The 23834-nt window shown below is 66.0% G+C and carries 24 protein-coding genes; 14 read left to right on the top strand and 10 right to left on the bottom strand.

Going from position 1 to position 23834, the window contains the following annotated elements:
• The first annotated feature begins 73 nt into the window (after positions 1 to 73).
• Complete coding sequence (locus ABID37_RS11070) at positions 74 to 1027, top strand: 2-hydroxyacid dehydrogenase (protein ID WP_354194609.1); 954 nt, start codon at positions 74 to 76, stop codon at positions 1025 to 1027.
• An 8-nt stretch (positions 1028 to 1035) separates the two neighbouring features.
• On the opposite strand, the gene ABID37_RS11065 is transcribed toward ABID37_RS11070, so the two are convergent.
• Positions 1036 to 1413 carry a hypothetical protein gene (locus ABID37_RS11065; RefSeq protein ID WP_354194607.1) on the bottom strand — a complete coding sequence of 126 codons (378 nt, stop codon included), beginning with the start codon at positions 1411 to 1413 and terminating at the stop codon, positions 1036 to 1038.
• Positions 1414 to 1596: 183 nt separating this feature from the next.
• Here ABID37_RS11065 and rpe point away from each other — a divergent pair, with 183 nt between their 5' ends.
• The gene (rpe, locus tag ABID37_RS11060; RefSeq protein WP_354194605.1) at positions 1597 to 2274 is read left to right on the top strand and encodes a ribulose-phosphate 3-epimerase; all 678 of its coding nucleotides are present in this window, start codon (positions 1597 to 1599) and stop codon (positions 2272 to 2274) included.
• A gap of 5 nt (positions 2275 to 2279) precedes the next feature.
• On the opposite strand, the gene nagA is transcribed toward rpe, so the two are convergent.
• From nagA to ABID37_RS11040, 4 genes are read right to left on the bottom strand one after another with little or no spacing between them, the layout of a single operon-like run.
• Positions 2280 to 3440 (bottom strand): N-acetylglucosamine-6-phosphate deacetylase, encoded by a 1161-nt coding sequence (gene nagA / locus ABID37_RS11055; protein WP_354194603.1) that lies wholly within the window; start codon positions 3438 to 3440, stop codon positions 2280 to 2282.
• On the bottom strand, positions 3437 to 4468 hold the full coding sequence (locus tag ABID37_RS11050) for an SIS domain-containing protein (protein ID WP_354194601.1): 1032 nt from the start codon (positions 4466 to 4468) through the stop codon (positions 3437 to 3439). The genes nagA and ABID37_RS11050 overlap by 4 nt, the downstream gene beginning before the upstream one ends.
• Positions 4465 to 5250, bottom strand: coding sequence for a GntR family transcriptional regulator (locus ABID37_RS11045; protein ID WP_354194599.1), 786 nt, complete (start codon positions 5248 to 5250; stop codon positions 4465 to 4467). Before ABID37_RS11045 ends, ABID37_RS11050 begins: the two co-directional genes overlap by 4 nt.
• A complete protein-coding gene (locus tag ABID37_RS11040) occupies positions 5243 to 6130 on the bottom strand; it encodes a glucosamine kinase nucleotide-binding domain-containing protein (RefSeq protein WP_354194597.1) in 888 nt (295 codons plus the stop codon). The genes ABID37_RS11045 and ABID37_RS11040 overlap by 8 nt, the downstream gene beginning before the upstream one ends.
• Positions 6131 to 6532: 402 nt before the next feature.
• Between ABID37_RS11040 and ABID37_RS11035 the strand changes: the two genes are divergently transcribed.
• The 7 genes from ABID37_RS11035 (at position 6533) to ABID37_RS11005 (ending at position 14286) form a co-directional block, all read left to right on the top strand.
• Complete coding sequence (locus tag ABID37_RS11035) at positions 6533 to 7786, top strand: ABC transporter substrate-binding protein (protein ID WP_354194595.1); 1254 nt, start codon at positions 6533 to 6535, stop codon at positions 7784 to 7786.
• A gap of 333 nt (positions 7787 to 8119) precedes the next feature.
• Positions 8120 to 9049, top strand: coding sequence for a carbohydrate ABC transporter permease (locus ABID37_RS11030; RefSeq protein WP_354194593.1), 930 nt, complete (start codon positions 8120 to 8122; stop codon positions 9047 to 9049).
• An 11-nt stretch (positions 9050 to 9060) separates the two neighbouring features.
• The gene (locus tag ABID37_RS11025; protein WP_354194591.1) at positions 9061 to 9900 is read left to right on the top strand and encodes a carbohydrate ABC transporter permease; all 840 of its coding nucleotides are present in this window, start codon (positions 9061 to 9063) and stop codon (positions 9898 to 9900) included.
• Between the two features lie 172 nt (positions 9901 to 10072).
• Entirely contained in the window at positions 10073 to 11134 is a 1062-nt protein-coding gene (locus tag ABID37_RS11020; protein WP_354194589.1) for a Gfo/Idh/MocA family protein, read from the top strand.
• A gap of 31 nt (positions 11135 to 11165) precedes the next feature.
• Positions 11166 to 12161: an ABC transporter ATP-binding protein gene (locus ABID37_RS11015; RefSeq protein WP_354194587.1), complete on the top strand. Its 996-nt coding sequence runs from the start codon at positions 11166 to 11168 to the stop codon at positions 12159 to 12161.
• A gap of 127 nt (positions 12162 to 12288) precedes the next feature.
• A complete protein-coding gene (locus tag ABID37_RS11010; protein WP_354194585.1) occupies positions 12289 to 13560 on the top strand; it encodes an FAD-dependent oxidoreductase in 1272 nt (423 codons plus the stop codon).
• 141 nt (positions 13561 to 13701) lie between these two features.
• Positions 13702 to 14286, top strand: coding sequence for a rhodanese-like domain-containing protein (locus tag ABID37_RS11005; RefSeq protein ID WP_354194583.1), 585 nt, complete (start codon positions 13702 to 13704; stop codon positions 14284 to 14286).
• Positions 14287 to 14334: 48 nt separating this feature from the next.
• Here the strand turns inward: ABID37_RS11005 and ABID37_RS11000 are convergent, their stop codons facing one another.
• A complete protein-coding gene (locus ABID37_RS11000) occupies positions 14335 to 15162 on the bottom strand; it encodes a ferredoxin--NADP reductase (RefSeq protein ID WP_354194581.1) in 828 nt (275 codons plus the stop codon).
• A 462-nt stretch (positions 15163 to 15624) separates the two neighbouring features.
• On the opposite strand from ABID37_RS11000, the gene ABID37_RS10995 reads away from it, so the two are divergent.
• From ABID37_RS10995 to ABID37_RS10985, 3 genes are all read left to right on the top strand, one after another.
• Complete coding sequence (locus ABID37_RS10995) at positions 15625 to 15879, top strand: acyl carrier protein (protein ID WP_354194771.1); 255 nt, start codon at positions 15625 to 15627, stop codon at positions 15877 to 15879.
• An 11-nt stretch (positions 15880 to 15890) separates the two neighbouring features.
• Positions 15891 to 17099 (top strand): beta-ketoacyl-[acyl-carrier-protein] synthase family protein, encoded by a 1209-nt coding sequence (locus ABID37_RS10990; protein ID WP_354194579.1) that lies wholly within the window; start codon positions 15891 to 15893, stop codon positions 17097 to 17099.
• A gap of 83 nt (positions 17100 to 17182) precedes the next feature.
• Positions 17183 to 17887 (top strand): glutathione S-transferase family protein, encoded by a 705-nt coding sequence (locus ABID37_RS10985; protein WP_354194577.1) that lies wholly within the window; start codon positions 17183 to 17185, stop codon positions 17885 to 17887.
• Between the two features lie 24 nt (positions 17888 to 17911).
• On the opposite strand, the gene ABID37_RS10980 is transcribed toward ABID37_RS10985, so the two are convergent.
• Together ABID37_RS10980 and ABID37_RS10975 are read right to left on the bottom strand one after the other, a co-directional pair.
• The gene (locus tag ABID37_RS10980; RefSeq protein WP_354194575.1) at positions 17912 to 18538 is read right to left on the bottom strand and encodes a nucleoside triphosphate hydrolase; all 627 of its coding nucleotides are present in this window, start codon (positions 18536 to 18538) and stop codon (positions 17912 to 17914) included.
• Between the two features lie 33 nt (positions 18539 to 18571).
• The gene (locus ABID37_RS10975; RefSeq protein WP_354194573.1) at positions 18572 to 19672 is read right to left on the bottom strand and encodes a hypothetical protein; all 1101 of its coding nucleotides are present in this window, start codon (positions 19670 to 19672) and stop codon (positions 18572 to 18574) included.
• A 200-nt stretch (positions 19673 to 19872) separates the two neighbouring features.
• On the opposite strand from ABID37_RS10975, the gene ABID37_RS10970 reads away from it, so the two are divergent.
• Entirely contained in the window at positions 19873 to 20703 is an 831-nt protein-coding gene (locus ABID37_RS10970) for a D-alanyl-D-alanine carboxypeptidase family protein (RefSeq protein WP_354194769.1), read from the top strand.
• A 37-nt stretch (positions 20704 to 20740) separates the two neighbouring features.
• Here the strand turns inward: ABID37_RS10970 and phoU are convergent, their stop codons facing one another.
• Entirely contained in the window at positions 20741 to 21454 is a 714-nt protein-coding gene (phoU, locus tag ABID37_RS10965; protein WP_354194571.1) for a phosphate signaling complex protein PhoU, read from the bottom strand.
• 127 nt (positions 21455 to 21581) lie between these two features.
• Positions 21582 to 22877, bottom strand: a complete 1296-nt coding sequence (locus tag ABID37_RS10960) for a sensor histidine kinase (RefSeq protein ID WP_435521553.1) — start codon at positions 22875 to 22877, stop codon at positions 21582 to 21584.
• 66 nt (positions 22878 to 22943) lie between these two features.
• Here ABID37_RS10960 and ppk2 point away from each other — a divergent pair, with 66 nt between their 5' ends.
• On the top strand, positions 22944 to 23822 hold the full coding sequence (gene ppk2, locus ABID37_RS10955; protein WP_354194569.1) for a polyphosphate kinase 2: 879 nt from the start codon (positions 22944 to 22946) through the stop codon (positions 23820 to 23822).
• Positions 23823 to 23834 lie beyond the last annotated feature (12 nt).

The following is a 23834-nucleotide window of genomic DNA, read 5'->3' as shown; positions in this document are numbered from 1 at the left end:
TCAAAATGAAAAATCCGGGGCATTTTCGCGAGTTGAGCAAGCGGGAGCGCCCCCGGCCCGAAAGGAGAAAGAAATGTCCGCCCCTGGCCAAGACCGCATCCTGCTTGCGGTCAACATGTTCCATCCGCAACGCTGGTACGAACTGCTTTCCGGCAAGCGGGAGGTGGTGCTGGAACCCGAGGGATCGAACGATCCGTCGATTTCCTATGCGGTGGTGTGGAAGCAGAAGCCGAACCTGCTGGCGGGGCTGCCGAACCTCAAGGTGATCTTCTCGGTCGGTGCCGGCGTCGACCACATCATCGAGGACAAGACCATCCCCACCGGCATACCGGTGGTGCGGGTGGTGGCCGAGGACCTCACCCGGCATATGGTGGAATTCGTCGTCTGGCGGGTGCTCGACCATCACCGGCAGGGCCGGCAATATCGCGAGCAGCAGCGCCAGCGCGCCTGGCATGACCTGACGCAGCGCCCGGCCGAGGACGTTTCGGTCGGCATCATGGGTTTCGGCCATCTCGGCCGCGCCGCCGCCCGCGCCCTTCTGGCGCTCGGCTTCCAGGTCAACGGCTGGTCACGCTCGGCCCGTGAAATGGAAGGCGTCTCCACCTTCTCCGGCGAGGCTGGGCTGGTGCCCTTCCTCAACGCGACCGACATATTGGTGGTGCTGCTGCCGCTGACGCCGGCCACGACCGGCATCATCGACTACACCCTTCTCAAGCAGTTGCGGAAGCGCAACGCGCTGGGCGGCGCCGTCCTGATCAATGGCGGGCGGGGCCGGTTGCAGAAGGAGGCCGACATTTTGCGCGCCCTCGACGACGGCACCCTCAAGGAAGCGAGTCTCGACGTGTTCGAGATCGAGCCGCTGCCGAAGACCAGCCCGCTGTGGAACCATCCCAGGGTGTTCATCACCCCGCATGTGGCCGCGACCTCCGACCCCGACCATCTGGTGCCGGTCATGCTGAAGCAGATGGAGGCTTACGAGCGGGGCGAGGAGCTGGAAAACCTGATCGACCGCACTGCCGGCTACTAAAGTAGCGACTACTGGGCCGTCGGTTCCTGTGCTGCCATCCGGCCGGTTTCCTCGGCGCATTTGCGGCGGGTGAGGGAGCGGTTCATGGCGTCGATCTCGCCGCGTGCCGCTTCTGCCTGGCGGCGGCGTTCGGGGCGGATATCGGGCGTCAGCGGCCCCATGCCGTAAGGCTGCCGCATGAAGACGGGCTTGGCATCCAGCGGCAGTCCATATTGCATGGCCAGCGCATCGCGCCGGGCGAAGAGCTGATCGCAAGCCACGCTGTCATAGGGCAAGGCCGAGGCGACCGCCTGATCCTGACGTTCGGTCAGGGAGTTGCCGCACCCCACCAGCATGATGCCGGCCCCGGCGACACAAACCCGGATCGTTGTGACCGCCCTGTTCAATCCTGCCTCCGGAATATGATTCACGGCTGGCTTATGGCACGATTCTGGCAATGTGTGGGCTGTCCCCGGCAAATGACCGGGACAAGCACAGGATAAATCCAAAAAGCGGTTTCCCGTTTCTTATCCGATGCTATAGGCAGGCCTCACGCCACAGGCACGGCATCGAAAGGCAGGAGTGCAAGGATGAGCGCAGGAACCCTGATCGCACCGTCGGTTCTGTCGTCGGATTTCTCAAGGCTCGGCGACGAGGTCGAAGCCATTGTCGAGGCCGGCGCAGACTGGGTGCATCTCGATGTCATGGACGGCCATTTCGTGCCCAACATCACCTTCGGGGCGCCGATCATCAAGGCGATCCGCAACCGCACCGACGCCTATTTCGACGCCCACCTGATGATCGCGCCGGTCGACCCCTATCTGGCCGCCTTCGCCGAGGCCGGCTGCGACGGCATCACCGTCCATGCCGAGGCCGGTCCGCATCTCGACCGCTCGTTGCAGACCATCCGCAATCTCGGCAAGAAGGCCGGCGTGTCGCTCAACCCCGGCACGCCCGAAAGCGTCATCGAATATGTGCTCGACCGGCTGGACCTGATCCTTTTGATGACGGTCAACCCCGGCTTCGGCGGGCAGGCCTTCATCCCGGCCGTGGTCGAGAAGGTGAAGCGCGTCAAGGCGATGATCGGCGACAGGCCGATCCATATCCAGATCGACGGCGGCGTCACGCCCGAAACCGCCCCGCTGGTAGCCGCGGCGGGCGCCGATGTGCTGGTGGCGGGAGCCGCCGTGTTCAAGGGCGGCACGGTCGACGCCTACCGCGCCAATATCGAGGCGATCCGCCAGGCCGCGGATGCGGCGCGCGGCTGATCGGTTCAGGCCCTGAACGCCCGCACCCCGTCGATCCAGACCGACCCGATTTCGACATCGCCCGACAGGGCGACGATATTGGCGCGCGCGCCCCTGGCCAGCCTTCCGAGCCGGTTCGACTGGCCCACCGCCTCGGCCGGGTAGAGCGAGGCCATGCGCAGCGCCTCGCCGAGCTCGAGGCCGATGGTGCGATGCATGAAGCGCACCGCCGAGATCATGTCGAGATCGGCGCCGGCCAGCGTCCCGTCGGCCAGCCGCAGGCTGCCCTCCTTGCGGAAAATGGTGCGGCCGTTCAGGGTGAACGACGTCATGGGGGTGCCGATGGGCGCCATCGCGTCGGTGACGAGGAAAATCTTCGCCGGGCCGCGCTTGGCTCTGAGCGCAATGCCCATCGTGGCCGGGTCGACATGGATGCCGTCGGCGATCAATCCCGCAAACAAGGTGCCGGTATCGATCGCGGCGCCGGCAAGCCCCGGTTCGCGGCTGCCCAGGGGGCTCATGGCGTTGAACAAATGCGTGACCATGCTGGCGCCGGCCTGCGCGTAGGCGGCGACATTCGCATAAGCGGTGTCGGAATGGCCGAGGCTGACGATCACGCCGGCGCGCACCAGCGTCTCGACCTGTTCGGCACTGACCGATTCCGGGGCCACCGTGGTGAGCAGCACCGGCATCTCATCGGCAGCCGCCACCAATGCCTCGAGGTCGGCATCGGTCATCGTGCGGATCAGGTCCGGATCGTGCGCGCCCTTGCGGGCGAGCGACAGGTGCGGGCCTTCCAGATGCAGGCCGAGGAAACCGGGAACCCTTCTTTTCGCCGCCTGCCTGCCAGCCTCCACGGCGCTGGCCGTGATTTCGGGCGTGTCGGTGATCAGCGTCGGCAAAAGGGCCGTGGTGCCGAAAGGCGCGTGCGCGGCGCAGATGGTTTCGATGGAGGCGAGATCGGGATGGTCGTTGAGCATCACCCCGCCGCCGCCGTTGACCTGAAGGTCGATGAAGCCCGGCACCAGCATGGCGCCGTCGGCCTCCACCTGCTTCACCCCGGCGGGAACGGTGCCGGCCGGCAGGATCGCCTCGATCTCGCCATTGGCCACGATCAGGGCGGCATCCTCGTGCCATGCCTCGCCGTCGAATATCCTGGCCCCCGAAAGGGCGAAGCGCTCGCTCATATCGTCTCCGTCACCTTGCGCAGGTTGCGGGGCTTGTCCGGGTTGAGGCCCCGATGCCGGGCGAAAGCCTCGACGAATGCATAGAAGGACACGATCAGCGGCAGCGGATCGGTCAGCGGATGACCGGTGGCGGCGAAAGGCAGGCGGGCGGCCTGCTTCACCTTATCGCTCGTCGCGAAGGCCGCCGCCTGCTTGGCGGCCAGGGCATCGGCGACCTCGACCAGCGACGGCTCGGCGGCATCGCGGGCGGCCAGCGCCAGCACCGGGAAGCCGGGGCCGACCAGCGCCATCGGCCCGTGCATGACCTCGGCGGCGCTGTAGGCCTCGGCGTGGACGCCGCAGGTCTCCTTGAATTTCAGGGCGGCCTCGCCGGCCATGGCGAGCGCGGGGCCGCGCCCGAGAATGAACAGCGAGGGCTGCTTGTCGAAGGGCGCGATCAGTTCGTTCCAATCGCAGGCCACCGCCCGCTCGAGGCAAAAGGGCAGGTCCCGCAGCGCGGCAAGCAACGGCTCGTCGCCGGTGGAATGCGCCATCAGCGCCAGCCCGGCGACGGCCGAGTTGACGAAGGTCTTGGTGGCGGCGACGCTGAGTTCCGGTCCGGCCATGATGTCGATGGCATGGTCGCTGGCGCGCGCCAGCGGCGAGCCGGCCGTGTTGGTGAGCGCGATGGTGAGCGCCCCCTGCTCCTTGGCGCTTTCGGCCATGGAGACGATGTCGGGGCTCTTGCCCGATTGCGACACGGCCACGCAGGCCGCCCCCTTCAGGCGCAGCCGCGCGCCATAGATCGAGGCGACCGAGGGCCCGACCGAGGCGACCGCGAGGCCGGCCGTCAATTCGACCGCATATTTGAGGAAGGTGGCGGCATGATCGGACGAGCCGCGCGCCACGGTGACGACGAAAGCCGGATCGAAGCGGCGCAGGTCCTGCCCCACCTCCTTGAGCACGTCGGCCGCCCCGTCGAGAAAGCGGGCCACGGCCTGCGGAATCTCCTCGACCTCGGTTCGCATATGGGTCTTGGCCGTCGTCATGCACTTGCTCCGTCATTCTCCGCGGGGCCGCTCAGGCGCAGCTCGGCCACGAAATCATAGGCATCGCCCCGGTAGATCGAGCGGGTGAACTCCACCACCCTGCCGCTGGCGAGATAGGAAATGCGCTCGATGCGCAGGCCGGCGGAACCGGGCGGCACTTCGAGCAGTTCGGCGTCCTGGCCGGTCAGGTTGGCGGCCGAGATGCGCTGCACGGCGCGCACCGGGCGATAGCCTGTCTCCTCCAGCGCCGCATAGAGCGAGGAGCCGATGCGCTCGGGGTCGGGCAGCATGCTGGCCGAAAGGCAGGCGCGCTCGATGGCCAGCGGCGTGCCGTCGGCGATGCGCAGGCGGGCCATGCGCACCACCAGTTCCTTGGCCGAAAGGCCGAGCACCATCATCTCGTCCGGCGAAGGCGCGAACACGCCACGATCCAGCCATTGCGAGCGCACGGTCTTGCCGCGCCGCGCCATGTCCTCGGTGAAGGAGGTGAGCCGCGACAGCGACTGCTCGACGCGCTCGACGCGCGGCGCCACGAAGGTGCCGGAGCCGTGGCGCTGGACGAGCACCCCGCTCTTGACCAGATCGCTGACCGCCTTGCGCACGGTGACGCGCGAGATATCGGCCTGCAAGGCGATGTCGCGCTCCGACGGCAAGGCATCGCCCGGCCCCAGCAGGCCGCCGTCGACGGCATCCTCGATGACCCGGCGCAGACGCAGATAGAGCGGCTGCCCGCGCGCGTTGCGCTTGAGATCGGCGAACAGGGTCTCGGCCGCGTCAGCCATCGACAGCCTCCGCCGCCGCGGTGCCGAAGAAGCGCGCCGCCATGCGCACCGCGCCACTCAGCGCATCGCCCTGCGGCTGGCCGAGCAGCGCGCGGTAGCGCGGCGCCAGCAGCGGCGCGTAGAGCCCGGCAAGGCCGCCGAGCAGGCACAGCACATCGCCGTCGCGCAGATCCAAGGCACCGAGCGCCGCCTCGACATCGGCGACAGCCTTGGAAACGATATGGCGCGCCACGGCATCGCCTTGCGCCGCATGCTCGAACACCTTGGGCGCGAAACCGCCATAGTCGCCGGGCTTGGCGGCCACGGTGAACTCGACCACATCCTCGGGATTGTCGCGGAAGACGGCCATGATCTCGCGCGTCAGCGGCGAGGCCTCGCAGATGCCGTCATAGGCGAGCAGGGTCTGCTCCAGCAGGTCGCGGCCGATGCGGGCGCCGCTTGCCTGATCGCCCACCTGGAACCCCCAGCCGCCGATGGGGCGCGATACGCCGCCCCGGCGCACCCGGTAGGCACTGCCGGTGCCGAGCACGGCGATGGCGCCGTCGCCGGAGCCGACCGCGCCTTCCAGCGCGATCTCTGCGTCGCTTTCCACCTGGCTTTCCCGGAACGGCAATATGGCCTGCAATTGCTGGCGATAGGTGCCGACATTGGCGCCGGCAAGCCCCAGCACGGCCGGGGTGCGCGCCACCAGCCCGGGGTCATGGCCGGCCTCGGTGAAGGCCCGTTGCGCCGCCTCAACGATATGGGTGCGGGCATTGGTCAGGTCGGTGCGGATATTGGCCGCGCCGGAACTGGCGCGCGCAAGTACCCGGCCGTCAGGCATGGCAAGTGCTGCCCTGCAACTCGTCCCGCCGCCATCGATGCCGAGAATGAAATCCACGTCCGGTCCTCCAAGCCATACAATACCACTTAAATACCAATATCCAAGCGTTAATTTCCACGCTCTGACGCAGCGTCACATACTTTTAAAATCCTTTTAAAAACAAATGCATTTCAGGAAGTGCGTTGCCCGCTCGCAGGAAAACGTTAATCCTTATGGACAAGTGGTATTTTTTTGGTATCTTTTTGGCAGGGAGGACAGGGGTATATGGATATCCGTTGCCAAGCACCGCGCCAGACCGCCGCAAGACCCCACAGGGTCTCCGGAAGGCGTGGCGGCGACAGGCTGCCCCGCGCCTCTTCTCCATGCAGCGACACGCCACGCCGGCCGGCGGCATCCTCGTCCCGGCGCGCCACACCGTTCGACAAACAGACCTGACACGGCTCAACAGGGAGAATGAGCATGAACACGAAACTCTTCACGGCAGCGCTTCTCGGTTCGAGCCTCCTGTGCTCGGCCGCCTTCGCCCAGGACTCCACGCTGACCATCGAAAGCTGGCGCAATGACGACCTCGCCATCTGGCAGGAAAAGCTGATCCCCGCCTTCCAGGCCAAGCACCCCGACATCAAGGTGGTGTTCTCGCCCTCGGCTCCGACCGAATACAACGCCGCCCTCAACGCCAAGCTGGATGCCGGCTCGGCCGGCGACCTCATCACCTGCCGGCCGTTCGACGCCTCGCTCGACCTGTTCAAGAACGGCAAGCTCGGCGACCTGACCGACCTTTCGGGCATGGAGAACTTCTCCGACGTCGCCAAGTCGGCCTGGACCACCGACGACGGCAAGCAGACCTTCTGCGTGCCGATGGCCTCGGTGATCCACGGCTTCATCTACAACAAGAGCGCCTTCGAGCAGCTCGGCATCACGCCGCCGGCGACCGAGGACGAATTCTTCGCCGCGCTCGACAAGATCAAGGAAGACGGCACCTTCATCCCGCTCGCCATGGGCACCAAGGACCTGTGGGAAGCCGCCACCATGGGCTACCAGAACATCGGCCCCAACTACTGGCATGGCGAGGAAGGCCGCCTGGCGCTCATCAAGGGCGAGCAGAAGCTGACCGACCCGCAATGGGTGGAACCCTTCGCCACGCTGGCCAAGTGGAAGCCCTATCTCGGCGACGGCTTCGAGGCGCAGACCTATCCCGACAGCCAGAATCTGTTCACGCTCGGCCGCGCCGCCATCTTCCCGGCCGGCTCGTGGGAGATTTCGGTGTTCAACACGCAGGTCGACTTCGAGATGGGCGCCTTCCCGCCGCCGGTGAAGGCCGCCGGCGACACCTGCTACATCTCCGACCACACCGACATCGGCATCGGCATGAACGCCGCCACCAAGAACCCGGACGCGGCAAAGACCTTCCTCACCTGGGTGGCCTCGCCGGAATTCGCCGAGATCTACGCCAACGCCCTGCCCGGCTTCTTCAGCCTGAACTCGACCCCGGTGAAGATGGAAGATCCGCTGGCGCAGGAATTCGTCTCCTGGCGCGACAAGTGCAAGTCGACCATCCGCTCGACCTACCAGATCCTGTCGCGCGGCACGCCCAACCTCGAAAACGAGACCTGGGTGGAATCGGCCAACGTCATCAACGGCACCGTGACCCCGGAAGACGCGGCCAAGAAGCTGCAGGCCGGTCTCGACGCCTGGTACAAGCCGGCCGAATGAGCCTCGTAGCAATGGCGCCTGCCCTCTCCTGACGGGGAGGGCAGACCGGATTTGCTGTCGGGAGACGACATTGCCCGCGTCTCGGCATGGATTCCCGACACTCTCCACTCGCTTCGCTCATTTCGAGGCCGGGAATGACGGACAGGTTTTTCCCCTCATCATTCCCGACCCTGAGCGACCGCAGGGAGCGGCAGGTGTCGCGAATCCATGCCCCCTCCCCGCGAAACAGGCGCTGGCCAAATTTACGACCGTTACGCCTTTGCAAAAGACTGAGCCCGCGCGCCCCGAAAAGGCTATGCTTTCCAGACCCGGCAGCCATATGAGATCGCATCCATGACGGCAGAAGCTGCACCCAAGAGACCGTTCCGCTGGCATATCGTCGTGTTCCTGGCGCCGGCGGTGCTGGTCTACACGGCAATCATGATCGTGCCTCTGTTCGGCACGTTGCAGCTTGCGCTGTTCCGCAACGCTCCCGGCGGACAGACCTTCGTCGGCCTCGACAATTTCCGCACCCTGTTCGGCGACGCGAACTGGTCGCGGGGCTTCTGGAACGCGCTGTGGAACAATGTCTGGTTCTTCATCATCCACATGCTGGTGCAGAACCCGGTCGGCATATTGCTGGCGGCGCTGCTTTCAAGCCCCAAGCTGCGCTTTTCCGCCTTCTACCGCACCGCCATCTTCATCCCGACCATCCTGTCCTTCGTCATCGTCGGCTTCGCCTGGAAGCTGATCCTGTCGCCGATCTGGGGCGTCGCGCCGAACCTGCTCGACCTCGTCGGCCTGAAAAGCCTGTTCACGCCGTGGCTCGGCAAGGAGGAATATGCGCTGACGGCGCTCAGCCTGATCTCGGTGTGGCAGTTCGTCGGCATACCGATGATGCTGATCTATGCAGCCCTCCTGTCCATTCCCGACGAGGTGATCGAGGCGGCCGAGTGCGACGGCGTGACCGGCATGGCGCAGTTCTGGAAGATCAAGCTGCCGCTGATCCTGCCTTCCATCGGCATCATCTCGATCCTGACCTTCGTGGCCAACTTCAACGCCTTCGACCTGATCTATTCGGCGCAGGGCGCGCTTGCCGGTCCCAACTACTCGACCGACATCCTCGGCACCTTCCTCTATCGCGCCTTCTTCGGCTTCCAGCTGCAGGTGGGCGACCGCAACATGGGCGCGGCCATCGCCACCATGATGTTCCTCATCATCCTGGCGGGCGTGTGCCTCTATCTGTTCCTCATCCAGACGCGGCTGCGCCGCTACCAGTTCTGAGGAGGGAAACGATGAGCCGCGCCACCACCTCGCTGCCCCGCTCGGTCGCCGCCCACGCGATCCTGATCACCTACACCGTCATCGCGCTGTTTCCGGTGTTCCTGATCCTCATCAACTCGTTCAAGGCGCGCCGGTCCATCTTCGGGGCGCCGATGGCGCCGCCGACGCCGGAGACGTTCGACCTCGTCGGCTACCGCATGGTGCTGACGCAGGGCGATTTCCTCACCTATTTCCAGAACAGCTTCGTCGTCACCGTCGCCTCGCTGTTCTTCGTGCTTCTGTTCGGGGCGATGGCCGCTTTCGCGCTGTCGGAGTACCGCTTCCGCGGCAACCGGCTGATGGGGCTCTATCTGGCGCTCGGCATCATGATCCCGATCCGCCTCGGCACCGTCGCCATTCTCCAGATGATGGTGGCTTCGGGGCTGGTGAACACGCTGACGGCGCTGGTGCTGGTCTACACGGCACAGGGCCTGCCGCTCGCCATCTTCATCCTCACCGAGTTCATGAGCGGCGTGTCCGACGACCTGAAGAATGCCGGGCGTATCGACGGGCTGTCGGAATACCGCATCTTCTTCCGTCTGGTGCTGCCGCTGGTGCGGCCGGCCATGGCGACGGTGGCAGTGTTCACCATGATCCCGATCTGGAACGATTTGTGGTTTCCGCTGATCCTTGCGCCATCCGAGGCGACCAAGACCGTCACGCTCGGCGCGCAGATGTTCATCGGCCAGTATGTGACCAACTGGAACGCGGTGCTGGCCGCACTCTCGCTGGCGATCCTGCCGGTGCTGCTACTCTACCTCGTCTTCTCGCGGCAACTGATCCGCGGCATCACGTCGGGAGCGGTGAAGTGAACGCCGTCACGATTGCCCCTCACCCTTACCCTCTCCCCGCAAGCGGGGAGAGGGGCACACCGGCGTCGCAGCTACGTTCCTCTCCCCGTCGTTCACGGGGAGAGGTGCCCGGCAGGGCGGAGAGGGGCTGCGCCCTCGTTTCATCAACGAAGTGTACTGGCAGGAGGCAATGATGCCCTCGGAACCCCCCCTGCGCGTCGTCGTCGCCGGGCTCGGCAACATGGGCCGCAGCCATGCGCTGGCCTATGCGACCAATCCGGGCTTCGAGATCGCAGCACTCGTCAACCGCTCCGATGTCGAGCTGCCGGGGCCGCTCGCCGGCCAGCCGATCCGCCGCTCCTTCACCGAAGCGCTGGCCGGGGAAAAGCCGGACCTCGCCTGCATCGCCACCTATTCCGACAGCCATGCCGACTATGCGGTGCAGGCGCTGGAGGCGGGCTGCCATGTCTTCGTGGAAAAGCCGCTGGCCACGACGGTTGCCGATGCCCGGCGCGTGGTCGACGCGGCAAAGGCCAATGGCCGCAAGCTGGTGATCGGCTACATATTGCGCCACCACCCGTCCTGGATGCGGCTGATCGCGGAGGCTAGGCTGCTCGGCGGCCCCTATGTGTTCCGCATGAACCTCAACCAGCAGTCTTCCGGTTCGACCTGGGAGACCCACAAGCAACTCATGAAGACGACCTCGCCCATCGTCGATTGCGGCGTGCACTATCTCGACGTGATGTGCCAGATCACCGACGCCAGGCCGGTCGAGGTGCGCGGCATGGGCGTGCGCCTTTCCGATGAAATCGATCCTGCCATGTACAATTACGGCCATCTGCAGGTACTGTTCGAGGACGGCTCGGTCGGCTGGTACGAGGCCGGCTGGGGGCCGATGATTTCCGAGACCGCCTTCTTCGTGAAGGACGTGATCTCGCCCAATGGCTGCGTGTCGATCGTCATGGCCGAGGGTGCGAAGTCCGACGACATCGACACCCACACCAAGACCTCGACCATCCGCCTGCACAGCGCCGCCACCGGAGCGGACGGACGGTTCCCGAATGAGGACCGGTTGCTGTCCATGCAGGGCGAGCCCGGCCATCAGGAGCTGTGCGACCTCGAACAGGCCTTCGTGCTGAAGGCGATCCGCGAGGACATCGACCTCGCCCGCCACATGGACGACGCCGTGAAATCTCTGGCCGTCTGCCTTGCCGCCGACGAGAGCGTACGCACCGGCAAGGCGGTGCGGCTGTGAGACGGGTCGCGACATTCAACAAGGACCGCACATGGGCTCGCTGAACATCGAAAATGTGAAAAAATCCTTCGGCAAGGTCGATGTGCTGAAAGGCATCGACCTCGAGGTGGCAGATGGCGAATTCGTCGTCTTCGTCGGCCCGTCGGGCTGTGGCAAGTCCACGCTGCTCAGGGTCATCGCCGGGCTGGAGGACGCCACGTCGGGCCGCGTCGTCATCGACGGCAAGGACGTCACCTCGACGCCGCCGGCCAAACGCGGCATCGCCATGGTGTTCCAGACCTATGCGCTCTATCCGCACCTCACGGTGAGGAACAATATGGGCCTCGGCCTCAAGCAGGCCGGTGCGCCAACCGCCGAGATCGACAAGCGCATAGCCCAGGCGTCGGCCATGCTGTCGCTGGAACCTTATCTGCAACGCCGGCCGGCGGAACTGTCGGGCGGCCAGCGCCAGCGCGTCGCCATCGGCCGCGCCGTGGTGCGCGAGCCGGAACTGTTCCTGTTCGACGAGCCGCTGTCCAATCTGGATGCGGCGCTGCGCGTCAACACGCGGCTCGAAATCGCGCAACTCCACCGCCGTCTCAAGGCGACGATGATCTACGTGACCCACGACCAGGTGGAGGCCATGACGCTGGCCGACCGCATCGTGGTGCTGAACGGCGGCCGCATCGAGCAGATCGGCGCGCCGATGGAGCTTTACAATTCGCCGGCCAACGAGTTCGTCGCCGGCTTCATCGGCTCGCCGAAGATGAACTTCATCGACGGTGCAAGGCTCGGCGAGAGCGTCAAGACCATCGGCGTGCGGCCGGAGCATATCGCCGTCGATCCGCACAAGGGCGACTGGAAGGGCACCGTCATCCATGCCGAGCATCTCGGCGCCGACACCAATCTCTATCTCGATTGCGAGAAGGCGGGGCTGATCACCGTGCGCCTGTTCGGCGTCTACAATGCCGAGCCGGGGGCGACGCTCCATGCCACGCCCGATCCCGCCCGCACCTACCGGTTCGGACCGGACGGCCGCACGCTGTAGCCATATTGTGATGCCGCCTGCGACACCCGGGCGGTTTCATCGCGCGGCACGTTGCGCTAAACCGTCGCCCGAGGACAACATCCCGCCCTACCCGACAGGCAAGGCGGCACGAACGGGATGATGGACGATGACAATCCACGACAATGAACGCCCCGACAATGAACGGCAGATCGAGACCGGTTGCGCCATCGTCGGCGCCGGCCCCGGCGGGCTGATGCTGGGCTTCATCCTGGCGCGCGCCGGCGTCGACGTCACCGTTCTGGAAAAGCACGGCGATTTCCTGCGCGACTTCCGCGGCGACACCATCCACCCCTCGACGCTCAACGTCATGAAGGAGCTGGACCTGCTGGACGAGGTGCTGAAGCTGCCCCACACCCAGGCGCCGCGCCTGCATGCCGAGATCGGCGGCAAGGACATCACCATCGCCGATTTCTCGCGCCTGCCCGCCGCCTGCCGCTTCATCGCCTTCATGCCGCAATGGGAGTTCCTCGATTTCCTCGCCCGCGAGGCGTCGCGCTATCCGAACTTCCGGCTGGTCATGAACGCCACCGTCGAAGACGTCATCGAAGACAAGGGCAGGATCGCCGGCGTCCGGGCCTCCACCGCCGAAGGCCCATTGGCCGTGCGCGCGCCGCTGACCATCGGGGCCGACGGCCGCAACTCCATCGTGCGCGAAAAGGCGGGGCTTGAAGTGGAAAGCTTCGGCAAGCCCAGCGAGGTGCTGTGGATGAAGCTTTCGCACCAGCCGGACGATCCGCCCTATGTGATGGGCCATGGCGGACCGCGCCAGGGCTTCATCATGGTGGACCGGGGCGACTACTGGCAATGCGGCTATGTGGTGCGCAAGGATACCTTCGCCGAGATCAAGACGCGCGGGCTGGATGCCTTCCGTGATGCCGTCGCCGCCGTCTCGCCGCTGCCGGCGGAGCGCATGCAGGAGGTGCAGGCGTGGGATGACGTGCATCTGCTTTCGGTGCGTATCGACCGCCTGAAGCGCTGGTGGCGGCCGGGCCTGCTGTGCATCGGCGATGCCGCGCACGCCATGTCGCCGATCGGCGGCTTCGGCGTCAACCTGGCCGTCCAGGATGCGGTCGCCGCCGCCAACATTCTTGGCCCGCCGCTGCGCAGCAGGAAGCTGGCCGACCGCCATCTGGCGGCGGTGGAGGCGCGCCGGCGCTTCCCCACAAGGGCGACGCAGAAATTGCAGCTCATGATGCGCTCGGACCGCCGCAAGCGCGAGGACGACGGCAGGAAGCGGAGCGGACCGCCGGCCTTCATGCGCGGCATCGCCCGCTGGCCGGTGCTCGCCCACCTTGCCGGACGCCTGATCGGCCTCGGCTTCCGACCGGAGCATGTGCGCCTGCCCGCGCCGCGCCATAGACACATGCCGGGGCGGTAACGCATTTCCGCTTTTCCCAAAAAATGCAGGAACACCCCTTTTTCCGTGTTCTTACGGCAATTCGGCCGACATTTGCATGGCCAGGCCTTACCATATAACATATATCGATATTTGAATGTTTATGCACGGGAGGTATCAACCATGCGCGCCATCCTCACGGCACTCGCGATCCTGGCCCTTGCGGGGCCGTCGCTGCATGCGGCCGAAGGGACCGATGTGCCGAAGTCGAAGCAGACCAGCCTCGGCCTTTACCTGACGCCTGCCGAGGCCCATGAGAAGGTGGAGGCGACGCCGTCCGAGGTGCTGTTCGTCGACGTGCGCACCCCGGCCGAGGTGACCTATGTGGGCATGCCGGCCGATGCCGATGCCAACATTCCCTATATGATGCTGCCTGATTTCCCGTCATGGGACGAGGAGAAGTCGACCTTCAAGCTGGAAGCCAATCCCGATTTCGTGGCTGCGGTGCGCTCCCGCCTCGACGCCAAGGGGCTGACGCCGGAAGCGCCGGTCATCGTCATGTGCCGGTCCGGCGAGCGCAGCGCCGCCGCCGCCAACCTTCTGGCCGAGGCGGGCTTCACCCAGGTCTACAGCATCGTCGAAGGGTTCGAGGGCGACATGGCCAGGGACGGCGACAAGGCCGGCACCCGCAGCGTCAACGGCTGGAAGAACGCCGGCCTGCCGTGGAGCTACAAGCTCGACCGCGACAAGATGTACGGGCTTCAATAAGCGGAAAGGCGCACGGCCGTGTGTCTGTCGGCCATGCGGCGCAGTTCCTCAGCCGACGAAGGCGCGTTCCACCACGAAGTCGGCCGGGCTGTTCAGCGAGCCTTCGACGAAGCCACGCGCCTCGACGAGGTCCTTGACGTCGCGCAGCATGTGCATCGACCCGCAGATCATGACGCGGTCGGTTTCCCGGTTCAGCGGCTCGATGCCGAGATCGCTGTAGAATTTGCCGGTCTCGATCAGCGTGGTGATGCGGCCCATCACCGGCGTTTCCTCGCGGGTGGTGGAATTGTAGAGCGTGACGCGGCCGGCGGCGAATTCGCCGATCAGCGGGTCGTCCTGCAAGGAGGCGACCAGCTCCTGTCCATAGGTGAGTTCGGCGCGGTCGCGGCAGGTATGGGTGAGGTAGACATGCTCGAACCGCTCATAGGTGTCGGGATCGCGCAGCAGGCTGGCGAACGGCGCGATGCCGGTGCCGGTGGAAATCATGAACAGGCGCCTGGCGGGGGTCAGCGCATCCAGCACCAGCGTGCCGGTGGCCTTCTGGCGCATGAGAACGGTGTCGCCCGGCTGGATCTTCTGCAGATGCTGGGTCAACGGACCGTCCGGCACCTTGATGGAGAAGAATTCCAGTTCGTCGTCCCAGGCGGGGCTGGCCACGGAATAGGCGCGGAACACCGGCTTTTCGGCGTTCGGCAGGCCGATCATGACGAACTCGCCGGAGCGGAAACGCAGCGATTGCGGGCGGGTGATGCGGAAAGCGAACAGCCGGTCGGTGTAATGCTTCACCGACACCACGGTCTCGGCATAGACATTGGCCGGAATGGGAAACTGGACCGGCTTGGCTTCGGCCGTGTTCAAGGAAGGTACTGTGTTCATCAAGACAACTTTCCGCAAATGCAGCGCACCAGATCATGCGCGTCCGATCCGTCCAGATCCAGCGCCTCCCACGCGCAATGCTGTTCGGTAAAGCTCATGTGTCCTTGAATTAAATAGTATGGAGGCCAGTTTTGCGTCAAGAAGCTGCGGCGAAACGCCTTTTCAATCTGGAACATATCCGCGAAGTGAACGTTCCGGCATCGGGCAACATCGCAGAAACTTCCGCCACAGGGTTTCAGGATGCCGTTTCCGGCCACATCCCGTCCGGCCGGTGGGGGCACCATGAACCGCCAGCGCGGGCCCGACAATGCTGTTGCCTCGGCACGCCTGGGTTCCTATAGAGAGATGAGCCTGCTCCGAACCGGAGAAAATGGCAGTTGGAACGATGATCTGCCGAGAGAACCGCAAGGCCGCAGCGCCGGAAGCCGCGGCACCGGATCGGAACAACAGGAAAGGAACCGGATGGCCGACCAGCTCGCGACCGAAATCATCGACAAGATCAAGGAACACGCCGAGCCCGGCGCCGAGGAGATAACCGTCAACACGGAACTCACCTCGCTCGGCATCCACTCGCTGGAACTCACCGAGATCATCTTCGACCTCGAGGAGAAGTACGGCATCGAGATCGAGATGAACACGGTCGAGGCCTGGAGCAATCTGAAGAATGTCGGCGACATGATCGAGGCGGTTCGCGCCCTGATCGCGCAAAAAGGCTGATCCGTCCCCACATGCGCAAGCGCGTCGTCATCACCGGCATGGGCGGGCTTTGCGGGCTCGGCACCGATGCCGCCACCATCTGGGGCGAAATGCGGGCCGGGCGGCCGGCCATCGGCCCGATCTCCAATCCCGCGATCCACGACGTCAAGGTCGCCACCGGCTGCGAGATCAGGCAGCTTCCCGAGCACGGCATCGACCGCAAGCAGCTCGTGGCCATGGACCGCTTCAGCCTGCTGGCGGTGATCGCCGCGCGCGAGGCCGTGCGCCAGGCCGGGCTGGTCATCGACGAGACCAACACGCAACGCATCGGCGCCACGGTCGGCGTCGGCGTGTGCGGCTGGGAGGTCATCGAGGAGAACTACCGGGCGATCCTGCTCGAGGGCAAATCGCGGGCCGGCATCTTCTCCGTGCCGAGGGCGATGCCCGGTGCGCCGGCCGGTCAGGTCAGCATGCATCTGGGCCTGCGCGGGCCGGTTTTCGGCGTCACCTCCGCCTGCTCCTCCGCCAATCACGCCATCGCCTCGGCGGTGGACCAGATCAGGCTCGGCCGGGCCGACGTGATGCTGACCGGCGGCAGCGACGCGCCGATGGTATGGGGCATCCTGAAGGGCTGGGAGGCGCTTCGCGTGCTGTCGCCCGACACCTGCCGCCCGTTCTCGGCCGACCGGCAGGGGCTGGTGCTGGGCGAAGGGGCCGGCATGGTCGTTCTTGAAAGCTACGAGCACGCCAGCGGGCGCGGCGCCGACATCCTGGCTGAGATCGTCGGCACCGGCCTGTCCGGCGACGCCTCCGACATCGTCGCGCCCACCGTGGAAGGGCCGCAAGGCGCCATGCGGGCCTGCCTCGCCGATGCCGGCCTCGAGCCGCAGGACATCGACTACCTCAACGCCCACGGCACCGGCACCAAGGCCAACGACCAGATCGAGACCGCCGCGATCAAGCGCGTGTTCGGCGAGCACGCCTACAAATTGTCGGTGTCATCGACCAAGTCCATGCATGCCCACTGCCTCGGCGCCTCCGGGGCACTGGAGCTGATCGCCTGCGTGATGGCCATCCGCGAGGGCATCGTGCCGCCGACCGCCAACTACCGCGAGCCCGATCCCGACTGCGATCTCGACGTGACACCCAATGTGGCGCGCGAGCGCAAGGTGCGAGCCGCGATCTCCAACGCCTTCGCCTTCGGCGGCACCAATGCCGTGCTGGCATTCAAGGCCGTGTGACCCGTTGATTACCCGGGCGGCGGTCCCCATCTTGGGGCTCCCGCCTCCGCCGTCCCGGCATCCCAGCTTGCAGGAGCTCCTCCATGGCCGATCTGTCCGCCTTCCCCATCACCACGCGCTGGCCGGCGCAGCATCCCGACCGCATCCAGCTCTATTCGGCGCCGACGCCGAACGGGGTGAAGGTCTCGATCGCGCTGGAGGAACTCGGCCTGCCTTACGAGCCGCACTATATCGATATCGGCAAGGACGAGAGCTGGACGCCGGAATTCCTGTCGCTGAACCCCAACGGCAAGATTCCGTCGATCATCGACCCCAAGGGACCGGACGGCGAGCCGCTGGCGCTGTTCGAATCCGGCGCCATCCTGCTTTATCTCGCCGAAAAGACCGGCAAGCTGATCCCCGCCGACCCGGCCAGGCGTTACGAGACCATCCAGTGGGTGTTCTTCCAGATGGCCGGCATCGGGCCGATGTTCGGCCAGCTCGGCTTCTTCCACAAGTTCGCCGGCCGCGAGATCGCCGACAAGCGCCCGCTGGAGCGCTATCGCGTGGAATCGCGCCGCCTGATCGGCGTGCTCGACGGGCGTCTGAAGGACCGCAAATGGATCATGGGCAACGACTACACGATTGCCGACATCTCCATGCTGGGCTGGGTGCGCAACCTGATCGGTTTCTATGAGGCCCGCGAACTGGTCGGCTTCGACGACTTCCCGGCCGTCGCCGCATGGCTGGAGCGCGGCCTTGCCCGCCCCGCCGTGCAGGCCGGGCTGGAAATCCCCAAGCGCCCGTAAGAACGCCGCGCCGGCCCGGGCAGGCTACAACTCCTCGCCGTCGCCCATGATCATGTCGGCGGCGCGGCGGCGGGTGAGGACACGCTCGGCATTGGGCAGGTCGTTGGAGGCGACCTTGGCGCGTGCCTCCTCGTCGGGCAAGCCATGCTCCTGCCAGCGCGCCAGAAGCCGGCGCTCCAGCACTCCTTGCGGCACGTCGAGGAAGACCGAGAAATCGAACAGCGGCGCCAGCCGCGCCCATGGCTCCTCGTCGAGCAGCAGGTAGTTGCCCTCGACCAGCACGAAACGAACCTCCGTGCCCAGTATGGCCGCGGCGGCCCGCGACAACTCCATGCCGCGGTCGAACAGGGGAATGGCGATGTCGGGCTCGCCGGCCCTGATGCGCTTCAGCAGCGCCTCGAACCCGGCGAAGTCGAAACTTTCCGGACTGCCCTTGCGCGCCCGCATGCCCCGGCTTTCAAGCACCCGGTCGTCGAAGTGGAAGCCGTCCATCGGCACCACTTCCACCGCGCCCTCCGGCAGCAGTTCGCGCAGCTTTTGCGACAGTGTCGACTTGCCCGCACCCGGCGGCCCGGCAATGGCGACGACGAACCGCCCGGACTTGCCGGCGCGCTTGAAGATGGCGGAAGCAATGGACGCTATGGCGGACATGGGACCCTCTTCCTTACAGGAACGCCAGAACCATCATACGGGTTCCACCGCCCGGATACACAGGAAAGCCGCATCGAAGGGCACCTCGATCCGGCCCCCGCCGGCCGTGGCAAGACGCAGGCTGCCGGCTTGCGCCTCTACCCTGTCCGGCAATTGCGACGACCCCACCGGCAACGCGCCGATGACCTGCCGGAAGGCAACGCGGCCGCCCAGCTCGAAGGCGGTGGCGACTCCTTCCCGCTTCAGCCAGTTGTCGCCCAGCGACGCCGCATGGCCGACGGCGGCGCGGCCGTCCTCGATGCCGAGCACGCCGCGATGGCGGCCGCTCCACGGCGCATAGTCACGGCCGCCATTGCTGATCCACAGCATGGTGACCGGCAGTTCGGCCGGATTCTTGAGCACGAGGACGAGATCGTCCTCGGCCTTGCGGGCCACCGCCGTCCAGCCCAGCCCCGCCGGTTCGGCCTCGACCAGCGTGACGAAATCCTCCTGCAGGCGCTCGGGCCTGTAGTCGCGCAGATCGACTGCGTCGCCATCGGCGGCCGGAAAGCGCGTGATGTCGGTGCTGCGGGCCGGATAGGCCAGCAGCGAGCGGCCGCGCGCCGGGTCCGGCTCCAGCGCCTCGTCCCCGGTGCCGGCAAGGCGCTTGGGCGAGAAAGCGAGGCGGCCGCCCTCCTTCATCACGGTCATGGCGTGGTGGGCGACGGAGATCGCCCCCTCGCCGCCGGTGAAGACATGTTCCTGATAGAGGAAGGGGTGGCCGTGACGCAGCACGAGAATCTTGTCCACGGTCGCGCCCATCACCTTGCGCCGCAGCCGCAGCGAAGCCCGCCAGCCGTCCGGCGTGGCGGCGCAGCCGGTCACATCCCAGGCGCTGTTCGCCGGCCAGCCATGCAGTGGCGCCGGCTCCACGTCGGCACGCGAGAACGGCGCGCACAGGAAATCACCGGACAGGCGCAGGACGCCGTCCGGCAGGGTGCCCGGCAGTGCCTCGCGCGGCTCGCCGATCCATGGCGCGCGGTGCAGCGGCTTCAGCCTGCGCCCGTCCCTTTCGATGACAAGGTCGGCGATATGCCCGACGGCAAGATCGACGGACACCGAAATGCCCTCCGCACCGAAAGTGATGTTTTCCATGCCTGCCCTTTCCGAAACCTGCTGCACGGGGGCCACAATGCGCAAGCCGCATGCGGCTGGCAATGGCGAAGCGATGGACGCACGCAACGGCTTGGGCTAGGGTCCGCGCCGGTTTCCGCCTTCATTCTCCTGCCAGCACTGTTTTTCACGGCAAGCACTTGTCCCGACTGCTCCACAAACTCGTCGTCCTGTTCACCCTTATGGCGCTGATCGGCGGCTGCAGCACCACCATGCCGCCCGAGGCGGTGCTTGCGGTGCCGGCCGCGCCGCAGAAATACGCCTCGATCGTCGTCGATGCGCGCACCGGCAAGCAGCTTTTCGAGATGAACTCGACCTCGCCGCGCTATCCGGCCTCACTGACCAAGATGATGACGCTCTACATGCTGTTCGAGGCGCTGACGGCCGGGCGCGTGGAGAAGGACGCCGAGATCCCGGTTTCCGCCTACGCGGCCTCACGGCCGCCCAGCAAGCTCGGCCTGCGGCCCGGCGAGCGGATCGACGTCGACACCGCCATCCGGGCCCTGACGGTGAAGTCGGCCAACGACGTCGCGGCGGCGGTGGGCGAATATCTCGCCGACAGCGAGCAAGCCTTCGCCGCCGCCATGACCGCCAGGGCGCGCCAGCTCGGCATGCGCGACACCACCTTCCGCAACGCGTCCGGCCTGCCGGACGAGGGCCAGTTCACCACGGCCCGCGACATGGCGGTTCTCGGCATCGCGCTGCGCAACCGCTTCCCGCAATATTACCACTACTTCTCGGCCAGCGACTTCATGTTCCGCGGCAAGCTGGTGCGCGGCCACAACGACATGCTCGGCCGCGTGCACGGCGTCGACGGCATCAAGACCGGCTATGTCCGCGCCTCCGGCTTCAACATCGTCACCTCCTACAGCGCCGACGGACGCCGCTACATCGTGGTGGTGATGGGCGCCAACACGGCGCGCGAGCGCAACGCCCATGCAGAGTCGCTGCTCGAGCGGGCGCTGGCGGCATCTTCCGACAAGACGCGGGTGGTGTTCCAGGAAAGCCGGTAGGCCTCGCGCCGTTTGCCCGGAACGAATTGGTTCGAGCCTATTTCGCGGGAATGACGATCTGGTCTGTCTTGTCGCCCTTCGGGCGCTCCACCGGCATCTGATCGCCGGTGACGATGAAATAGATCGTCTCGGCGATGTTGGTCGCGTGGTCGCCGATGCGCTCGATGTTCTTGGCGCAGAACAAGAGATGCGTGCAGGGGGTGATGTTGCGCGGATCTTCCATCATGTAGGTCAGCAACTCGCGAAACAGCGAGGTGTACATGGCGTCGATCTGGTCGTCGCGGTCGCGCACGAAGCCGATCGTCGCCACCGAGCGCGAGGCATAGACGTCGAGCACTTCCTTGAGCTGGGTCAGCGCCAGGTCGGCCAGCGCCTCGATGCCCCGGTAGAGCGACACCGGCTGCGCCCCCTCGCCCACCGAGGCGACGCGCTTGGCGACGTTCTTGGCCAGATCGCCGACCCGTTCGAGATCGGCCGAAATGCGGATGACGCCGATCACCTCGCGCAGATCTGTGGCCATGGGCTGGCGTTTGCCGATCAGCAGGATCGCCTTGTCGTCGACCTCGCGCTGGCCCTGGTCGAGGATGGCATCGTCCTCGACGACCTTGCGGGCGAGATCGGGGTCGCCGTTGACGAGGGCGGCGACGGCCTGCTCGACCATACGCTCGGCATGGCCGCCCATGGCGGCGATGCGCTTCGACAGATATTTCAGTTCCTCGTCATAGGCGCTGACGATATGCACCGACTGCATTGACGGCATCCTCCGCGACCGCGATTCGGCCCTATCTCTTCCCTTCCAGTACGCCAATCACATGACAATTGCGCGAAAGCCGGCAAGGATTTCCGCCACCCACCCTAATGCGGGCCGCCGCGCAAATCTAGTTGGCCGGCAAATGAACCGTGAAGGCGGCGCCCTTGCCGAGCTCGGAACGGATCGACAGGCGGCCGTGGTGGCGGGTGAGGATGTGCTTGACGATGGCAAGGCCGAGCCCGGTGCCCTTGCGCGACTGCACGGTTTCGGAATCGATGCGGTAGAAGCGCTCGGTGACGCGCGGAATGTGCTCTTCGGCGATGCCGGGGCCGAAATCGCGCACCGTCACCTCGATGCCCGGCTGCGGGGCCTTGTCGCTGCGGGCGATGGAGACGACGACGCGCTCGCCGTCCTGGCCGTATTTGCAGGCATTCTCCAGCAGGTTCTCGAACACCTGGTGAAGTTCGTCGCGGTCGCCGGGCACCAGCAGCGGCCCGTCGGCGAAGTCGCGCTCGATGACGAGGCCGTTTTCCCGGGCGAGCGGCGCCAGGGAGTCGACGACGCTCTCGATCACCTGCCGCAGGTCGACCTCGGTGCCCGGCTTCAGGTAGGGTTTCATCTCCAGCCGGGAAAGCGACAGCATGTCGTCGATCAGGCGGGCCATGCGGCCGGTCTGGTTCTGCATGATCTGGAGGAACTGCTCGCGCGCGGCCGGGTCGTTGCGGGCCGGGCCGCGCAGGGTCTCGATGAAGCCTGCGATAGAGGCGAGCGGCGTGCGCATCTCATGGCTGGCATTGGCGATGAAGTCGGCCCGCATGCGGTCGATGCGGCGCGCCTCGCTCTGGTCCTTGAACAGCAGCACATGCAGGCGCGAACCGTGACCGACCGCCGAGGCGGTGACCCGGTAGACGCGCTCGACCGGCAGCTTGTCGATGAAGTCGGCGGATTGCGAGCCGTTGCCGGTCAGAGCCGCATCGATCAGCGCCTGCATTTCCGGCGCCCGGAACTTGAGTTGCAGCGACATGCCCGGCCTGAGGTCGCCGAACGCCGCAAGGGCCGCGGCATTGGCATGGATGACCGACGCGCTGTCGTCGAAGACGATCAGCGGATCGGTGACGGCGGCGGCAAGGTTCTCGGCCGAAAGGCTCTGCAGTCCGCCGGCCTCCGCCCCCGCCTTGCGCTCCCCGTCCTCATCCGTCGCGCCGCCGGCGATGCCGGCAACCAGCAGCAAGGCGGCGACGGCGGCAGGCATGACCACGACAGGCAGTTCCGCGAACCACTGCACCGCGAACAGGGCGACGAACGTGGCGGCCAGAAGCCAGCGTGCCTGCCACAGGTTGCGCACGAAGCGCTGTGCGCCATATTTCTGTCGGTCACTCAAATCGGCCATGATGTCCGGCAGATTGCTCCTATAGGTCCGCATCCTGTCCTAGCACGAACTTCCATCCGCGAAAGGTTCGCCTGAATGAAAAACTCCGATGACACTGCGATGACAACAGGGGCCGAACCCCTGAAGATCAAGGTCGGCGGGAAGAAGCGGCTGTTCGACATCGACGACCCGAAGCTGCCCGACTGGGTGGAAGAGCACAAGCTGACCGCGGGCGGCTATCCCTACGACAAGAAGCTGAAGAAGGACGACTACGAGGCCACGCTGGAGGCGTTACAAATCGAGCTGGTCAAGGCGCAGGCCTGGATGCAGGAGACCGGGCAGCGCGTCATCGCCCTGTTCGAGGGGCGCGACGCGGCCGGCAAGGGCGGCACGATCTTCGCGCTGCACCAGTACATGAACCCCAGAACCGCGCGCACCGTGGCGCTGACCAAGCCGACCGAGACCGAGCGCGGCCAATGGTATTTCCAGCGCTATGTGGCGCACCTCCCCACCACCGGCGAGTTCGTGTCCTTCGACCGCTCCTGGTACAACCGGGCGGGCGTCGAGCCGGTGATGGGCTTCTGCACGCCCGAGCAGCACAGGCAGTTCTTGGAGGAAGCGCCGCGTTTCGAGCAGATGATCCGCGACGAGGACATCCATCTGTTCAAGTTCTGGCTCGACATCGGCCAGGAGACGCAGCTCGAGCGCTTCCACGATCGCCGCCACAGCCTGCTGAAGAACTGGAAGTTCTCGCCGATCGACATCGCCGGCATCGACCGCTGGGACGATTATACCAAGGCCCGCGACCTGATGATCGAGACCACCCACAGCAAGGCCGGGCCATGGACCGTAGTGCGCGCCAACGACAAGCGCCGGGCCCGGCTCGCCGTCATCCGCCGCGTGCTGCTTTCGCTGCCTTATGACGGCCGCGACCTCGCCGTCATCGGCGAGGAGGACGGCAAGATCATCGGCGAAGGCTCGTCCCTGCTGATGGCGTAAACCAGCAGGGCG

The sequence above is a fragment of the Aquamicrobium terrae genome (genome assembly GCF_040545735.1).
Lineage (GTDB): Bacteria > Pseudomonadota > Alphaproteobacteria > Rhizobiales > Rhizobiaceae > Mesorhizobium > Mesorhizobium terrae_A.
The sequence above is the reverse complement of the archived record's forward strand: the minus strand, read 5'-3'. Positions and strand labels throughout refer to the sequence as shown.

Excerpts from the sequence above, each read along its gene's own strand:
- ABID37_RS11025 (WP_354194591.1), top strand. The coding sequence starts at position 9,061 with ATGAGCCGCGCCACCACCTCGCTGCCCCGCTCGGTCGCCGCCCACGCG.
- ABID37_RS11050 (WP_354194601.1), bottom strand. The coding sequence starts at position 4,468 with ATGACGACGGCCAAGACCCATATGCGAACCGAGGTCGAGGAGATTCCG.
- ABID37_RS10985 (WP_354194577.1), top strand. The coding sequence starts at position 17,183 with ATGGCCGATCTGTCCGCCTTCCCCATCACCACGCGCTGGCCGGCGCAG.
- ABID37_RS11035 (WP_354194595.1), top strand. The coding sequence starts at position 6,533 with ATGAACACGAAACTCTTCACGGCAGCGCTTCTCGGTTCGAGCCTCCTG.
- ABID37_RS11010 (WP_354194585.1), top strand. The coding sequence starts at position 12,289 with ATGACAATCCACGACAATGAACGCCCCGACAATGAACGGCAGATCGAG.
- ABID37_RS10960 (WP_435521553.1), bottom strand. The coding sequence starts at position 22,877 with ATGCGGACCTATAGGAGCAATCTGCCGGACATCATGGCCGATTTGAGT.
- nagA (WP_354194603.1), bottom strand. The coding sequence starts at position 3,440 with ATGAGCGAGCGCTTCGCCCTTTCGGGGGCCAGGATATTCGACGGCGAG.
- ABID37_RS11030 (WP_354194593.1), top strand. The coding sequence starts at position 8,120 with ATGACGGCAGAAGCTGCACCCAAGAGACCGTTCCGCTGGCATATCGTC.
- ABID37_RS11005 (WP_354194583.1), top strand. The coding sequence starts at position 13,702 with ATGCGCGCCATCCTCACGGCACTCGCGATCCTGGCCCTTGCGGGGCCG.
- rpe (WP_354194605.1), top strand. The coding sequence starts at position 1,597 with ATGAGCGCAGGAACCCTGATCGCACCGTCGGTTCTGTCGTCGGATTTC.
- ABID37_RS10970 (WP_354194769.1), top strand. The coding sequence starts at position 19,873 with ATGGCGCTGATCGGCGGCTGCAGCACCACCATGCCGCCCGAGGCGGTG.
- phoU (WP_354194571.1), bottom strand. The coding sequence starts at position 21,454 with ATGCAGTCGGTGCATATCGTCAGCGCCTATGACGAGGAACTGAAATAT.
- ABID37_RS11015 (WP_354194587.1), top strand. The coding sequence starts at position 11,166 with ATGGGCTCGCTGAACATCGAAAATGTGAAAAAATCCTTCGGCAAGGTC.
- ABID37_RS11020 (WP_354194589.1), top strand. The coding sequence starts at position 10,073 with ATGCCCTCGGAACCCCCCCTGCGCGTCGTCGTCGCCGGGCTCGGCAAC.
- ABID37_RS10990 (WP_354194579.1), top strand. The coding sequence starts at position 15,891 with ATGCGCAAGCGCGTCGTCATCACCGGCATGGGCGGGCTTTGCGGGCTC.
- ABID37_RS11045 (WP_354194599.1), bottom strand. The coding sequence starts at position 5,250 with ATGGCTGACGCGGCCGAGACCCTGTTCGCCGATCTCAAGCGCAACGCG.
- ABID37_RS10975 (WP_354194573.1), bottom strand. The coding sequence starts at position 19,672 with ATGGAAAACATCACTTTCGGTGCGGAGGGCATTTCGGTGTCCGTCGAT.
- ABID37_RS10980 (WP_354194575.1), bottom strand. The coding sequence starts at position 18,538 with ATGTCCGCCATAGCGTCCATTGCTTCCGCCATCTTCAAGCGCGCCGGC.
- ABID37_RS11070 (WP_354194609.1), top strand. The coding sequence starts at position 74 with ATGTCCGCCCCTGGCCAAGACCGCATCCTGCTTGCGGTCAACATGTTC.
- ABID37_RS11000 (WP_354194581.1), bottom strand. The coding sequence starts at position 15,162 with ATGAACACAGTACCTTCCTTGAACACGGCCGAAGCCAAGCCGGTCCAG.
- ppk2 (WP_354194569.1), top strand. The coding sequence starts at position 22,944 with ATGACAACAGGGGCCGAACCCCTGAAGATCAAGGTCGGCGGGAAGAAG.
- ABID37_RS10995 (WP_354194771.1), top strand. The coding sequence starts at position 15,625 with ATGGCCGACCAGCTCGCGACCGAAATCATCGACAAGATCAAGGAACAC.